The organism is Commensalibacter papalotli (ex Botero et al. 2024) (genome assembly GCF_947179115.1).
In the GTDB taxonomy this organism is placed as follows: domain Bacteria; phylum Pseudomonadota; class Alphaproteobacteria; order Acetobacterales; family Acetobacteraceae; genus Commensalibacter; species Commensalibacter papalotli.
This window is the reverse complement of record NZ_CAMXCI010000003.1, coordinates 173,035-187,554: the sequence shown is the minus strand read 5'-3', so window position 1 is coordinate 187,554 and position 14,520 is coordinate 173,035. Positions and strand designations below refer to the sequence as shown.

11 protein-coding genes are annotated in these 14,520 nt (G+C 35.3%); 2 read left to right on the top strand and 9 right to left on the bottom strand.

What is annotated here, in order from left to right; all coding sequences use genetic code 11:
- Window positions 1–4: 4 nt before the first annotated feature.
- Both QMN76_RS07810 and QMN76_RS07805 read right to left on the bottom strand, forming a co-directional pair.
- Window positions 5–814, bottom strand: coding sequence for a GIY-YIG nuclease family protein (locus QMN76_RS07810; protein ID WP_282023317.1), 810 nt, complete (start codon window positions 812–814; stop codon window positions 5–7).
- A 36-nt stretch (window positions 815–850) separates the two neighbouring features.
- Window positions 851–1,747, bottom strand: a complete 897-nt coding sequence (locus QMN76_RS07805) for a hypothetical protein (RefSeq protein WP_282023319.1) — start codon at window positions 1,745–1,747, stop codon at window positions 851–853.
- A gap of 319 nt (window positions 1,748–2,066) precedes the next feature.
- Here QMN76_RS07805 and ppa point away from each other — a divergent pair, with 319 nt between their 5' ends.
- Together ppa and nfsB are read left to right on the top strand one after the other, a co-directional pair.
- The gene (ppa, locus tag QMN76_RS07800; protein WP_282023320.1) at window positions 2,067–2,588 is read left to right on the top strand and encodes an inorganic diphosphatase; all 522 of its coding nucleotides are present in this window, start codon (window positions 2,067–2,069) and stop codon (window positions 2,586–2,588) included.
- A 157-nt stretch (window positions 2,589–2,745) separates the two neighbouring features.
- Window positions 2,746–3,390 (top strand): oxygen-insensitive NAD(P)H nitroreductase, encoded by a 645-nt coding sequence (nfsB, locus tag QMN76_RS07795; RefSeq protein WP_282023322.1) that lies wholly within the window; start codon window positions 2,746–2,748, stop codon window positions 3,388–3,390.
- A 611-nt stretch (window positions 3,391–4,001) separates the two neighbouring features.
- Here nfsB and QMN76_RS07790 read toward each other — a convergent pair.
- From QMN76_RS07790 to QMN76_RS07760, 7 genes are all read right to left on the bottom strand, one after another.
- On the bottom strand, window positions 4,002–4,769 hold the full coding sequence (locus QMN76_RS07790; RefSeq protein ID WP_282023323.1) for an ABC transporter ATP-binding protein: 768 nt from the start codon (window positions 4,767–4,769) through the stop codon (window positions 4,002–4,004).
- On the bottom strand, window positions 4,763–5,698 hold the full coding sequence (locus tag QMN76_RS07785; protein ID WP_282023324.1) for an ABC transporter permease: 936 nt from the start codon (window positions 5,696–5,698) through the stop codon (window positions 4,763–4,765). Before QMN76_RS07785 ends, QMN76_RS07790 begins: the two co-directional genes overlap by 7 nt.
- Window positions 5,695–6,747 carry an ABC transporter substrate-binding protein gene (locus QMN76_RS07780; protein WP_282023325.1) on the bottom strand — a complete coding sequence of 351 codons (1,053 nt, stop codon included), beginning with the start codon at window positions 6,745–6,747 and terminating at the stop codon, window positions 5,695–5,697. The genes QMN76_RS07785 and QMN76_RS07780 overlap by 4 nt, the downstream gene beginning before the upstream one ends.
- Before the next feature lie 177 nt (window positions 6,748–6,924).
- Window positions 6,925–8,205: a glycosyltransferase family 4 protein gene (locus tag QMN76_RS07775; RefSeq protein ID WP_282023326.1), complete on the bottom strand. Its 1,281-nt coding sequence runs from the start codon at window positions 8,203–8,205 to the stop codon at window positions 6,925–6,927.
- 115 nt (window positions 8,206–8,320) lie between these two features.
- A complete protein-coding gene (locus QMN76_RS07770; protein WP_282023327.1) occupies window positions 8,321–9,385 on the bottom strand; it encodes a hypothetical protein in 1,065 nt (354 codons plus the stop codon).
- A gap of 84 nt (window positions 9,386–9,469) precedes the next feature.
- Complete coding sequence (locus QMN76_RS07765) at window positions 9,470–12,520, bottom strand: glycosyltransferase (protein WP_282023328.1); 3,051 nt, start codon at window positions 12,518–12,520, stop codon at window positions 9,470–9,472.
- A 49-nt stretch (window positions 12,521–12,569) separates the two neighbouring features.
- Window positions 12,570–14,483 (bottom strand): SEL1-like repeat protein, encoded by a 1,914-nt coding sequence (locus QMN76_RS07760; RefSeq protein ID WP_282023330.1) that lies wholly within the window; start codon window positions 14,481–14,483, stop codon window positions 12,570–12,572.
- Window positions 14,484–14,520 lie beyond the last annotated feature (37 nt).

Below are 14,520 nucleotides of genomic sequence, written 5' to 3'. Positions count from 1 at the left end.
AAAATTAATTTCTATTTAACCCTTCTAATTTTCTAGATACCAAAACATCTTTCCAAAAACGCTCCCTACTAATAATTTGATCATCAGATATTTTAGAAAAATAATGTTCCAGCAACGTAAAGTAAAAATTTTTTCTACAATACTCTAACCCTTTTTTTTCCAAATACTCATTAATTCCCTTATTTCCACCATGTCCTGTTATAGTATAAGTTTTCCACCGTGACCATATTCCTTGATTTCCATACGCAGAACCAACATAATGTTTTCCATTAGATATATCTGTAATTAAATATATACCCTTAATATTTTCTAATGCAGTTTTCCAGTTTGTCTGATCTATACTTATTAAAGCCTCTAATTCTTCAAAAGATAAATGTACTGCATCATATCCAGGAAACTTTCTACCGTTATAAATTTCTGCTAAGATTTCTTTAACCTCAAAAGCTGAATAATAAGGCTCCATACGTGTTCTGGTCGCACGTTGTTTATAATCAGATCTTATTTTTAAACGCCCTATAAATTCTCTCTTTTGTTTAGTCAACTGAACAGAGTAACAATCATTATGTCGTTCTAAAACTTCATAAATACCACCAAATAACCAACTCTCGGATTCATGATAAAAGTGCATTAATGAAAAAATAAATTGTTGATTAAAATCATTTCTTTTTGGTTTATACTCTTGCCAACCTTGCCATTCATTACAATTACGAACAAACACATCAAGAGGTTGCGAATATCCACCATAGCGAGCAAAATGTATTTTATAATCGGAAGTCTTTTCTATATTCCAAATATCTTTTAATAATATTGTCATTAACTTAGGTTCCGTATTTTATTTTTTATATAAATATCAACTCTTATCACTTACTTTAATCAACCCCGTGAACCCACCGTTTTCTGATGTAAATATCACCTTTTTCTCTTTTGTTTGCAGGTCGGCTTGATACACATGCCCCATCTTATCAGCAACAAAAGCAAGTTGATGATCTGCATCAACTGTAAAACCTATTGTTTCATCAAACCCACGAATAACGACTTCTTTTTTACTTAAGGTTGATAGTTGCAATCTATTTAGAGAATTTCCATCAGGTTCTGCGCCTCTATCTGACCAATAAAGATAGTCATTTTTATAATCTATTTCTAAATCAATCGGTTCTGGTAGGTGATCATAAACGACATTAATCTGAGATGGGTCGATAACAGCCTGCTTATCTTTAAAATCAAAAGGCGCGCAAAGTAAACGACCTGTTCCACCTTTGGGTGGGCCTTTCATTGTCCAAAAGATGCGGTTATTTAGAATATCCAATGCTATCCCAACGCAATGTCTGTTTTTATTATCTTCATCTAAATACATTTCGTGTGTATCTAGCAAAAATTCGACCTTACCCGTTTCAATATGACAGCGTTCAATTTTCATACCCTCACGATCACACCAATATAAAGTGTTTGTTCGATGATCTAATTGGATTTGTTTAGGAGTATGGGTCTCTCCCATTTTAACCGTAATACCTCTATCTTTGCCATCCAAAGTACAATGTTGAATATAGCCGTCCCAAGCATCGTAATCTGCCCCCATATTCGTCCAATAGAGTAGCTGGTCATTTGGATTAAATACAAGACCATCTGGAGTTCCTGATTTATCTTCAATAAGTATATTTGTTGAATAATCATTAGGGTTAATGACAATAATCTGTCTTTTAATGGCTTCTAATACAATAATTTTGTAATTTAAATGCGTAATCGTCATTGATGAATATTCCTTATATTATAAATAAAATAGAATTTTTTTCTTTAAACATACGCCTTTTTTATTATTAAAGAAATTGACATTATAAATATTACTCTTAATTCATTATGGCAGTCTCTTTTAAATATCGCTCTAATAATATTGATGTAATATTATTGAGGATGCTTTAATAATTCTTCGGAAACCAAATTTTAGTATCTCCTTATGTTTATCACCATCTGCAAATCATAAGCACATTGTTACAAACAGCTTATATATATTGAAAAAATACCAATAACTCGCTATGATTCCGCATCTTAATAAGAATTGGAATAAAATTATGGATTTATCTAAAATTGCTGCTGGCAAAGATGTGCCAAATGATATTAATGTTGTTATTGAGATCCCCAAAGGATCAAAAGTAAAATACGAAGTAGACAAAGATAGTGGTGCTGTTTTCGTTGATCGCGTTGTCTTTACCCCAATGGTTTATCCTGCTGCTTATGGATTTGTTCCAAATACCTTGGCTGCTGATGGTGATCCAATTGATATGTTGGTTCTATGCCCAGAACCTATTATCCCTGGATGCGTTATTCGTGCACGCCCTATTGGTGTATTGAAAATGGAAGATGAATCAGGCATGGATGAAAAAGTCATCTGTGTTCCTCATGATAAAATCCACCCTCTTTATACCAATATTAAAGAAGTTTCAGAGCTTCCAGAAATCACTCGCCAAGAAATCGAACATTTCTTCACCCATTACAAAGACCTTGAAAAAGGCAAGTGGGTTAAAATCCAAGGTTGGGATAACAAAGCCAAAGCTTGTGAATTAATTGAAACTTCAATTAAAAATTACAAATAATAAAATAGTTCTTTATGCAAAGACTGTTTACTGAAAATAGTCTTTGCATATCTGATATTGACTAACCAGCCCTCCAATTTGATATAATTTTTAGTTTATCATTGAACTACTTTAAGTTACGCTTTAGGTGAAAGACCTATTCTTAAAGGAAATTACAATGAATATTGTTGAAATATCTCAAAGACGTTATACAACAAAAAGATACGATAAAAACAAATCAGTTTCTAACCAAGATCTCGATCAACTCCTTACCGTTCTCAGAAATAGCCCTTCCTCAGTAAATTCTCAGCCTTGGCATTTCTTTGTTGTTAATAATAAAACATCACAAGATAAAATCCTTCCTGCCATTGCAGAGTTCAATCATGCTCGAATTACTGATTCATCTTACACTATTATCTTTTGTATCAAATCTTCATTAGAGGATAGCTATCTTAAACATCTTTTAGATACCGAGATTAAAGATGGTCGATTTACTGATCCTAAGATTGCACAAAGTATGGATCGTGATCGCCGTTTTTTTATCGATCTTAATAATAAAACACAAACTGATTTACATCGCTGGGAAAGCTGTCAATTATATCTAGCTTTGGGACAATTTATGTTTGCCGCCGCATCTATTGGCATTGATTCAACCCCAATCGAAGGATTTGATCCCGTAAAAATGGATGAGCTGTTGGGATTAAAAGAAAAAGGCCTACAAAGCGTTGTGGTCGCCAGTATCGGCTATCACGCAGACAATGACAGCAATGCCAAAAGGCCTAAATCACGACTACCGAAAGAAGAAATATACACATTTGTATAAACGTGAAATATTAACATATTGCTTAAATCTTATTGACTATTTTTTCAATTAACTTTCGAATAAGTATTCTTTTAAGAACTAGTTATTATATATGAAGTTATATCATTATAGCTTCATATATAATTATATAAAAAAGATAGCTATTACCCGAAAATATAAATCAAATGATATCATAAAAAAAAACAAAGAATTATAGAAATTACAATAGTTATAACCATTTGTATATTATCACTCAATCTATAAAAGGCTTTTTTAATCACTTCAAATTCAAAAAAACTCTTAATTAAATTAACGTATCGTATTGATAACCATAACAATACAACAAGACTGGAAATTGAAATTATGACTAATTTGAATGGTATATTTTCATGGTGAGCAATAGCAAATGTTTGAATACTAGCTATACAAGTAAGGCAATAAAAATATTTTTTAAGTATATTATTTCCGCAAATTGTAATATTTTCTAAATCTTTTAAATCTGTTTTTAATAAGTGTTTATTTTTTGAAGAAAATTTAAAATTTTCCTTCATATCAACTAATTTTTTTTCATAAAAAATACAATTAAAAATCCTTCATAAAATTAAAACAACAATTTTAGCTACTCTTTCACTCTACCAATCAGACTTATGCCCTAATAATTCAAAAATCTCTCGGCGAATTTTTAAAAGCTCCTCAGAATCTCGATGTCTTGGGTACGCCATATCCAATTTAAACTCACCAATAATATGCGCAGGACGTTGCTTCATCACGATAATCCGAGTTGCTAATAACAAAGCTTCTTCAATATCATGGGTAACCATCAATCCTGTAAATTGTTTATTCTGCCATAGATTAACCAACTCTTTTTGCATGGTAATACGGGTCAAACTATCCAATTTTCCCAAAGGTTCGTCCAAAATCAACACACTAGGATCATTCACCAACGCCCGTGCCAATGCTACACGCTGCGCCATCCCACCGGAAAGCTGTGATGGATACGCATTGTCAAACCCTGCAAGTCCAATCATGTCCAACATATCCGTAATGGCTTTATCATCCTCTTTCTTTTGGATTTTAAAGCCCAGTTCAACATTCTGTCTAACCGTTAACCACGGAAACAACGTCGGATCTTGAAACACCACAATACGTGATGGATCAGCTGACAGTATTTCTTTACCATTCGCTGTAATAGAGCCTTCTTCTGGACGTTCCAACCCTGCTACCATACGCAGCAAGGTCGATTTACCGCAACCAGAAGGCCCCAAAATCACTACAAACTCATTCGGTTCAATGGTTAAATCAATTTTTTCCAAAACAGGCAAATCGTGATCGTCAAGACTATAACTATGGCTGACATTCGCAATGTCGATTTTTTGTTGTTTATTCACAGCTTCTACCATTTAATGCTTTCCTTTTGCCAACGCAATAAACGATTACGTACTTTGAACAATAACGTCATAAACGAAGTACACATCACCGCCATAATAAATAATGCTGCGTACATATTGGGGTAAGCTGCCCATCCTTGCGCCCATTGCATATAGAACCCAAGACCTGCTTTTACCCCAAGCATTTCGGCAACAACCAACATGTAAAAACAAGAACCAAGTGCCATAAACATACCTACAAACACAAAAGGTAATGCCGCAGGAATTGCAACATGGCGGATAAGAAACAAAGGTTTTGCACCCATTGTTTTAGCAACATCGTAATAACTGGGATTAACGCCAGCAATCCCTGACCATGTCAAAACCGCCACAGGAAAAGAAGCAGCAAATGCCATTAATAACTCACCAGCCACAAAGCTGGATGGGATAACCGCAAAAAGCAGAGGCAAAAAAGCGACTGGGGGCAAAGGACCTAAAAACCTTAATACAGGATGCGCCCAATAACCAAATAATTTGGACCATCCCATTCCAACCCCAATAACAAAACCAATAATACACCCAAGGATATAACCACCAACCAATAACATCATTGAATGTGCTAGTGAGTTCAACAATTTATACCAATCGGTAATAAACACATCCAATAACTCTTGAGGAGCACCAAAAAATGGTCTGGGTAATAATAATAACTTTGCTTGAATAACTTCCCAAATACCAATAAAAAGCGCTAGGGCCAAAATCCAAGCCCCGTAATAACGTACTTTATTTAAAGGTAAAGAGATGGCGCTTAATACAGCAATCCCCAAACACACCAAAGCAAATGTTATTGTTCTGGGAAATTCATCTGCATTTGGAATCAAATAAGTCAACCCTGCTGTGAATAACCATGCAGCAGAACCAACAACTTGAGGCCAATAGGCATTTTTTACAACCTGTTTCATCCAGCGAAAAGATCCTGTGTTACTTTATTTGCATAAGTTTCAGAATTTAAACTTTGTGGGAAAACACCAATTTTCTTTAACTCATCCGCATAAAACGCAACGTCTTTATTAAGTTGTTTTCCAACAGACTGCTCATGCGTCCCTTCTGTTTCCAAAATCGCAGCAAGTATTTGTGCGGATACTTTGGGAGCATAAGGTTCAAACATTTTGGCAGCTTCCATCTTATTATGATGTACCCACTGCCCCGCTTCTAAAATAGCTTGTGTAATTGCTTTGGCTACCATCGGTTCTTTGCGGATCAAAGAACCACGTAATCCAACCACACAACAAGCAACATGCTGCCACTTACCCTCCATATTGGAATCAACGGTAATCAACTGATTTTTTGTTTGAAATAAATATGCCAAAGGATCATCTAAACCTGCGGCTTGAATCGCTCCGCGTTTTAATGCAAGGGGTAGCATATCCTCTGGGAATTGACGCCAATTGACATCTTTTTCAGGATCAATTCCAATCTCTTTAAATCTTATACTAAAGAAATTCTTTGCAGGACCGCCAATATCGCCAACCCCAATCGTTTTACCTTTTAAATCAGCAAGTGTTTGAATTGTACCATTTTGTGGTGCTAATAAATGTAAACAACCTGAGTGTAACCCAGCAACCAATTTTACATCGAAACCTTGTTGTAATGGTTTTAACCACCTTAACGCCATTCCTGAAGCACCATCTGCTTTACCTGTTGACATAGTTTCAAGCATTTGATCAACAGAACCCGCAAAATCAATAAAATTAACATCAAGATTATATTTTTTAAAAAAACCTTTTTGCTGAGCTACGGGAAAAGCCGCCGTACAAATCGAGTCTGCACTCCAAGCTAACGTAATTTTTCTTGGTGGACCTTCTAGTTTTACTGCATCGCCAATACTTGGAAATGCAGTATTCCCCTCTGCAGCCATTGCCTTATATAAAGGATTTACAAATAACGCTGCCCCAGAAGCAGCTAATAAAGAACGTGAAAACTGTCTACGATTAATAAAATGATGCCCCATGATTTTTTCCAAAACCTAATTTTAAAATAATAACAATGTTATATTTATTATTTAGAGGTTTTCCAAGAAAATACAATCGTAATTTTAAGTATAAAATTATAATAAACTATATTTATACGTATATTAATATCAAAAAAATAACTTTATCCCTACGAAATAAAGCTATTTTCTTTATTTTTAATCTTGAGCTTGTGTAGCTCTTTCAGCAGGGGAATTCCCTAAATTCAAAGAAGGTGTTCTGCGATGAATTAAATCATCAATTAGATTTTCATAATTACTTATATACTCATCCATTGATAAACTTCGTTCAGCTTCAGCTCTGGCAGCTTTACGAATAGATAAAGCAAGTTTTTTATCCTCAAGAACCTCTAATATACGATCTGTTAATGCATCATGATCCAAAAACGGCGTTAAAATCCCTGTAACACGATCTGCAATAAATTCTTGAACAGGCTCTGTATCACTAGCGATAATCGCACAACCAGTCGCCATAGCTTCTCTTAAAGACCAAGATAAAACAAAAGGATAAGTCAAATAAATATGTGCATCAGAACGTTTCAATACCTTACTGAAAACATTATAGGGCACGTTTCCAGCGAAATGTACTCTAGACATATCAAGTTTGTCATGAACTTCACGTAACATGTAATCACGCCAAGTCATTCCTCCGTCTAAAACTGCGCCATAACTGACCTGATCTCGACCAATTAATACAACTTTAACATCAGAACGCTCTTTGAGTAACTTAGGCAATGAACGCATAAAAATATGAAAACCACGATATGGCTCAAGACCCCTAGCAACATATGTCACCAAAACATCGTTTGGTTTAACTACAAAATTGTCTAGTTTAAGGTCTGTTTTATAAATAGATGGTTCAGGAGCACATTTCTTTAAATCAACCCCTTCTCTCAAGATTGTAATCTTTTTTTGAGCCCAATCTGGATATGTTGAATGCTGGAATAAAGTTGGCGTCTGCCCCCAACCAGGATTCGTTGCAGAAACAAGATTAATAGTATTTTTAATCCGAACTCGTGCAGGCAACAACTCATCCGCAGGAAATTCAGGGTCAAAATCAACATCTAATCCTGAAGAGTGATAGTAAAATTCAGTATAATTTAAAACTGGAACATCTGGGTAAACGTCTTGAAAATTTAACATTTCCCCCCAACCTTGATGTCCAATAACAACATCAGGCTCAAATCCCAAAGCTTTTAATGTCTTAGCTGTCTTATAAACCTCATCCCCTCTTTTTATTGCCATATCAAGCTCCCCTAATGGTGCTTGCAATCCCGGAGCTGGTTCAACTTGTTTATAAAAAACAGATCTAACACCTTCTATTCTTGCATCTGTAGGTTGACTAATAAAAACAATTTCATTCCCACCTTGTTTAGCAAGATGACGAACAATATGCAAATACTGTCCTGGAAAATTTTGATGAATAAATAAATATTTCACAGCAAAACCAATTCATATTAACAAAGCCCTGTTGCCGATAAGTAAAAACAAAACAGGACTATATATATTCAAACAAAAGTCTACATTTTTTTATGTAGACTTTTAAAACAACATATTATTTACTTTTTTTGTTGTTGCTTTTTTGCTCTGCAACCTTCGCTGCAGCAGCTTTAGCCGCTGTGGTTTTTAATTTTACATTACTTCTGGCTGATTTTGCAGGCACTATTTTTCTGATTACTTTCTTAGGTGGTGTTGTTTCAGAATCATTACTAATTATACTTTGCCCACCACGACTAACAACTTTACCATCTGCAAGAGAAATCAACTCAAAACAGATAGCCTCTAAAGGTGCCACCGATTCAGCTGATAAAATACTATCATCTTCAATTGGTCCAACCTTTGTACCATCAACAAATGTTGCACTTAAACGAATATGGTATTTTTTCGCAGCTTCTTCACTTAATTTTACACGCAAACCACACAACGGCAAGGCCATTCCTCGGCTACCACAGAATTGATCCCCTTTATACCAAGGAGACATCCATCCTTTACCTAACACGGCTTGATATTCAATATCATCTGGCTGGATATATTTTTTAATATTTAATCCAAATCCCTCTATCCAGGTTTTGCTGTCTGGATTACCAACCCACTCACCAGATTGAACAACAACGTCGCCCATTCCTTGCACATGAGCAAACACAGTAATATCATTTTGAGATTTTGCGACCGTTTGTTTTGCAGAAGCTTGCGGTTGGGTAGTTGGCTGCTGCATCCCAACTGCTGGAACTTGTTGATTATCTATTGAAATAAGTTCTGGTGCATCATTTAAACGCACGACTTGCAATTTTGGTGCTGGTTGCTGACTAGATGGATTTTGATATACAGTCACAAGTATTAATCCAGACCCACCTGAAATACGTATAAGTGCAGCACTTTTTTCTGCACCTAACCATCCATCATTTTCAAAGGTCTCAATGGTTACTTGTGCGGATTGTTTAAATGGTGGCAAAGAAATACGTAAACCTGGAAAACCAAAATTATCTGCTGGGCTTTGTCCTGGTGCATGATAAATACAATATAACCCTTCACCAAGGCTCATCAAATGTCCATTAACATTTAGATCAATAACCCTTTGTTGATTTGGATTTTGTTGAGACGTTTCTTTGCCATCTGACATTTTTTATTCTTCCCTGCTTTTAACAATACTTTATATTTTATTCTTAATTATCATAATATAAAAACGATAACAATTTATCATTGTTTATCGATTATCCTTTTTGTATCTTACTTTCTTACATAAATTTAATAGCATATCATTTTGCTCAGGAATAGCCATTAAAGATGATAAAATCCATCCTCTTTGTGTATTTTTAATACGCTGTGCAATTGCACCAAAGTCAAATGCAACCGTTTCCAAACCAGAACGCCATGCAAGACTAAGCGCGTAACACCAAGTTTCTGGCCAGATTGCAGGGAAAAAAGCGATATCTGCATTCTGTTGCTTAACTAAAGAAATAGCCTCTTCCTCTTGATAAGTTCCAGTAATAAAAAGACGATCTGTTTTCTCAAACAATCGATCATCAACCGTACGCCCTACCAATGAAAATTCTAACGGTAAATCTCTTTGATCTGCGTCTTTGACCAACTGGTGGACAATATTAAACCCTTTTTCTATACCAATAGCACCTATAAAACACACCTTAAACCGCTTTGAGGAAGTAGTAAGTTGACTATTTTGGTTTTGATTACAAATTTGTGAAAAATATGATAACTGTTCTACAGATAAATCCGGACGATCATCTTCTAAATTTTGTATTTGTATCTCTTTGATACTAGAAAAATGACGATATATACGATTGGCTGTATCCTGTGAAGGTGCAATAATTAATTTAGCATCTTGTAGTTCTTTTTCAGAACGATCTATCCATTTTTGCATATGAATAGGTTCACTCTCATCAAAAAGTTCTTTACCAATACATATTTGACATTTAGTTAAATCATTAGGCTCACCACAATATACTTCTTGTTTATTGATTAAGGAAATTCTAGGGCAAAAAGACATGTAATCATGCACATACATTTCATATTCAATTTTCAAATCTTGCAGTAAATTACGTATCATCACATGATGTCCTGCAAAATGATGCACTTGCATATAAAGAACAGATCTATTTTTTAAAAACACTAATAAATCATCATATTCAGACGGTAGATTAAATTTAAAATTAGGATATAATTCTTCGATATCTACATTTTGAAAAGAAGGAGATTTTAGTTGAATTTCAAGTTGACAGGCGTCTCCTAACAATGTTGGGCGTATAAATAAAGGTGTCACTCCTTTTAAACGCAACTCATTAGCACGCTCTTGTACTGCCCTTTCTACTCCTCCTCCATAGGTATGGGTAATAAATAATGCATATTGTATTGGTTTAGACAGTTTTACTTGTTTTTTTTCTAAATCCTGCAAACGATATAGATCCACTTTACGACGCACAGAACGTAAAAAATCTTTATCAATATAGTCCATAACCATTTCATCATAATCAGGGTAGAGTTTATTTAAAATACCCAGATTACGCTTTAATAAAGCTTGCTTGCTATTTTGGAAAGAAACGCCACCTTTATGTCCAACAAAACAACCTGCTGCTAATACATGCCGCCACCCTAAATGTTGAGCGCGCATACAAAAATCATTTTCTTCACCATAGCCTTGGGCAAACAAATTTTCTCTGAATAAACCTGTTTGAGATAAACAATCATGGCGTATAAACATACAAAACCCATGTGCAGTTGGCACATTAATTACCATATCTTGGTGTGTTTTTTGCATATACCTCATTAAATTTTGCACTGATTTCAAAGACGGAATAGGATTTACTTTGTCATGATAAGGATAGGAAAAAATACTAGCATCATTTGAAAATGGAGTAACCGTGCCAATATTCTCTTCACTATAAGCTGCTTTATGCAAACAATCAGCCCAACCTTTGGCAACCAAAGTATCACTATTTAATAAAATAACATCATATCCAGGCCAAGCCTGTATTCCTGTATTCACTGCGCCAGGAAAACCCAAATTTTCCAAATGATGAATTAAAAAAATACTCTCATGATTTACCTTAAGTTCTAACCACTCAATAAGCTCTATATCAGGTGAACAATCATTCACTAATTGAATAACAAATTCTTTTGGTAAAGTTTTTAATACACTTTCAACGCACGCAATTGTTTCGTAAAAGCCTTTATAAACAGGAATTATAACGACAACCCTTACACCTTGATCATCAGCTATTTCAGGATGACTCCCTTTATAGTATGCGGAAACTGGAATATAGTTTTGATGTTTCTTCTTAATATCCCTTAAACGAGATGATTTGTTTCGTAATACCAAAGGATCAATTGGACTACCAATCAAATTCTGACCATAATCATCTTGAAACCTATATAGTCCAAACAAAAATTCATCGATCGGAATAAAAAATTGTTTGGCTCTAAAAAGAGGAAATTCTAATGTGGCGACATCAAATTCCTTAATCGCTTGCAATTCTTTATAAAATTTTCCATATTCATCAGTAACATAAATAGTTGGAATACGATCAGGCTCTGCTGGATACCATAACCATCCTTTGACAAATTTATCATCATTCTCTACAAAACCTTCCGTACGAAGAATAGCTTGTATATCGATAGGGCTACCAACTAATGGAGTATCCTCAATTTCGACATGTAGGTAAGAATACCCTTCCCAACCTGGTGGTAAAGAAAAGAATGGATCTAGTGTTTCAAATATACATTCATTGTCCAAAAATACTGAGACATGCTTACGATGCCTATTATCTACCCACACTTGACCCACAGAACCAATTAACCCACAACAGCCCTCTTTACCTGCACTTCTTATAATTTCTCTAATCATTCCCCAAGTTTTATTAGTTGGGCAATAGCGAGATAAAGCATAGTGTAATTGTTCTATAGATTGAGATAATTCTTTTTTATGAGCCAACAATATTGCTAAAACCAACCATCCTTCGTAGAAATCAAACTTCTTCATCAAAGGAACTAGTAAACTATAAGCATCGTCATATTGTCTCAGTTTGAGCTTTAACATCACCAAATCAAATGTAATATTCGGATTATATTCAGCTAATCGATGTGCTCTATCCATCCAACGAGCTGCCTCTTGGATATTACCTCTCGTCTTTTCATCCTGCGCTCGTACAAAAGCACTTTGAGCACTTTGACGAATGCGCTCTAATCCTTCTGCTTTTTTCTTAGTATATTCTTTTAATCTTATTTTTGGCTTTTGAGACACTGAAAGCTTTTATTAGGATCATCTTAACAATAACGATCCTAATATATTCCTATTTCTTCTTTACAAAAAATAATCCAGGAGCGACCTCTACCTTACCTGGGTTCTTTTCAGCCTCTTTTTTTGTATCCATAGATTGATTTTCAGCTGTTCCTGATTTTGTTTCAAAGTCAGTATTTTTAATTTCTGAAATTTTATCTCTTAAACTAGGATCATCTATTTGTTTAAGATCAATTTCAGCATCGACTTCACCAGACTTCAGAGCCAACTGCAACCAATATCGTGCCTGATCAAGATCTTTCGTTCCAGCTAGCCCCCTCGCTAAATAACGTCCTAACATCATCTGGGCTTTAGGGTGACCTTTTTCCGCAGCCTTCCTAAACCACTCTTGAGCTTTTTCACGATCAGGTTCTAGATGATTACCGCCACCATAAACCGCACCTAAAGAGAACATTGCAGGGACACTGCCTTGATCAGCAGCCATTTTATAAAATTTTACAGCTTCCTCTGCTAATGCTGAACCATCATTAGAGTTACCTTCAAGTAAAATATTTGCCCACAACATTTGTGCGTCAATAATACCCTCATGGGCAGCAGAAGAAATCCAAGCGTAACCTTTATCAGTATCTTGTTCCCCACCAGTCCCTTGCAATAACATTCTTCCATACCAATAGCGTGCTGGTATTACCTCTTTACAGCATTTTTTTAACCACTCTCTGGCTTGTTTTTCTTTTTCAAAATCTGGATTAAGCGAATTACTATGTAATAATGCAACTGCCAGATTAAACATAATAACAGCAAACCCTTGCTCTGCACCAGGGGTCAAGTATTCTTCGATAACATTATCAATTTGTAAGTTACTTTCGGGCAATTGAATTGCAATCTCTCCCATACTTACAATAGCAACAACATCACCTTTTTTGGCAGCAAAACCTAATAATTCAACTGCTCTTTCCAATGATTTTGGTACACCCATCCCCCTAAGATATAATACTCCCAAAGCACGGGTAGCAGCTATATGTCCTTTTTCTGCTGCAACAACATACCATCGTGCTGCCTCAGTAAAATTAGGAGGAATGTCATCATTTCCATGACCGTTCATGTCTGCCAACACAACAGCAGCTTCGATATCTCCTGCTAAGGCAGCTTTTCTTAACCAAGTTTCAGCTTGGATAAAATTTTGTTCTACCCCTTGGCCTTTTTTTAATGCTACACCATATAAAGCTTGGGCATCTCTGATCCCAAGTTCTGCTGCTTCTTTGTATAACTCTGCCGCACGTTTATAATTAGTAGGAACACCTCTACCTGTTTCATACATCACACCTAATTTATGCAATGCAGATCCCATTTTTCGTTCAGCTGCGACTTCTAAAAATTTGGCTGCTTCTGCATAATCAGCTTCACTTTCGCCTAAACGCAATAACAGTAACCCCTTCCCCATATATCCTTGTGAAGAATCATGAGAAATTGATTTATCGTACCATTCTAATGCCTGTGTGATAATTTCTGGATCTTTGGTTTCATGAGAGATCAAATAAGCATATAAAGCTTGTGCCTCAGCCAAATCTTGCTCTGCAGCATATTTTGCCCAATGACGAGACTTATCCCAATCTGGTTTTAAATTATCATAATCCACATCAGGTTTATCAAAAATATTTTGTCCAGAAACCTTTTTGACCTCAGGTATACCTCTCATATAAAGCAAAGCTAACATGTAAGCAGAGTCAACCCACCCAGCCTCGGCTGCTGCTTCATGCCATAAAGCAGCATCATTCAAATTCAGAATAACTCCATAACCATTCAGATAGCACATTCCAAGCCAATATTGAGCTTCAGGTGATTGCATAGAAGCTGCCTGTGAAAATAGATTGAAAGCAACTTCATAATCTTTATCATCATAAGCCGCTTTTGCTTTATTTAATATTCTATCAATCTTTTTATTCTTAGAACCAAATAAACGTCTCATGCTATCCTCCTAAAACTAACCATAAGAAATACTCAAT

Bases quoted from the DNA above. Each gene is read 5' to 3' on its own strand.
- QMN76_RS07810 (WP_282023317.1), bottom strand. From the start codon at position 814: ATGACAATATTATTAAAAGATATTTGGAATATAGAAAAGACTTCCGAT.
- QMN76_RS07805 (WP_282023319.1), bottom strand. From the start codon at position 1,747: ATGACGATTACGCATTTAAATTACAAAATTATTGTATTAGAAGCCATT.
- ppa (WP_282023320.1), top strand. From the start codon at position 2,067: ATGGATTTATCTAAAATTGCTGCTGGCAAAGATGTGCCAAATGATATT.
- nfsB (WP_282023322.1), top strand. From the start codon at position 2,746: ATGAATATTGTTGAAATATCTCAAAGACGTTATACAACAAAAAGATAC.
- QMN76_RS07790 (WP_282023323.1), bottom strand. From the start codon at position 4,769: ATGGTAGAAGCTGTGAATAAACAACAAAAAATCGACATTGCGAATGTC.
- QMN76_RS07785 (WP_282023324.1), bottom strand. From the start codon at position 5,698: ATGAAACAGGTTGTAAAAAATGCCTATTGGCCTCAAGTTGTTGGTTCT.
- QMN76_RS07780 (WP_282023325.1), bottom strand. From the start codon at position 6,747: ATGGGGCATCATTTTATTAATCGTAGACAGTTTTCACGTTCTTTATTA.
- QMN76_RS07770 (WP_282023327.1), bottom strand. From the start codon at position 9,385: ATGTCAGATGGCAAAGAAACGTCTCAACAAAATCCAAATCAACAAAGG.
- QMN76_RS07760 (WP_282023330.1), bottom strand. From the start codon at position 14,483: ATGAGACGTTTATTTGGTTCTAAGAATAAAAAGATTGATAGAATATTA.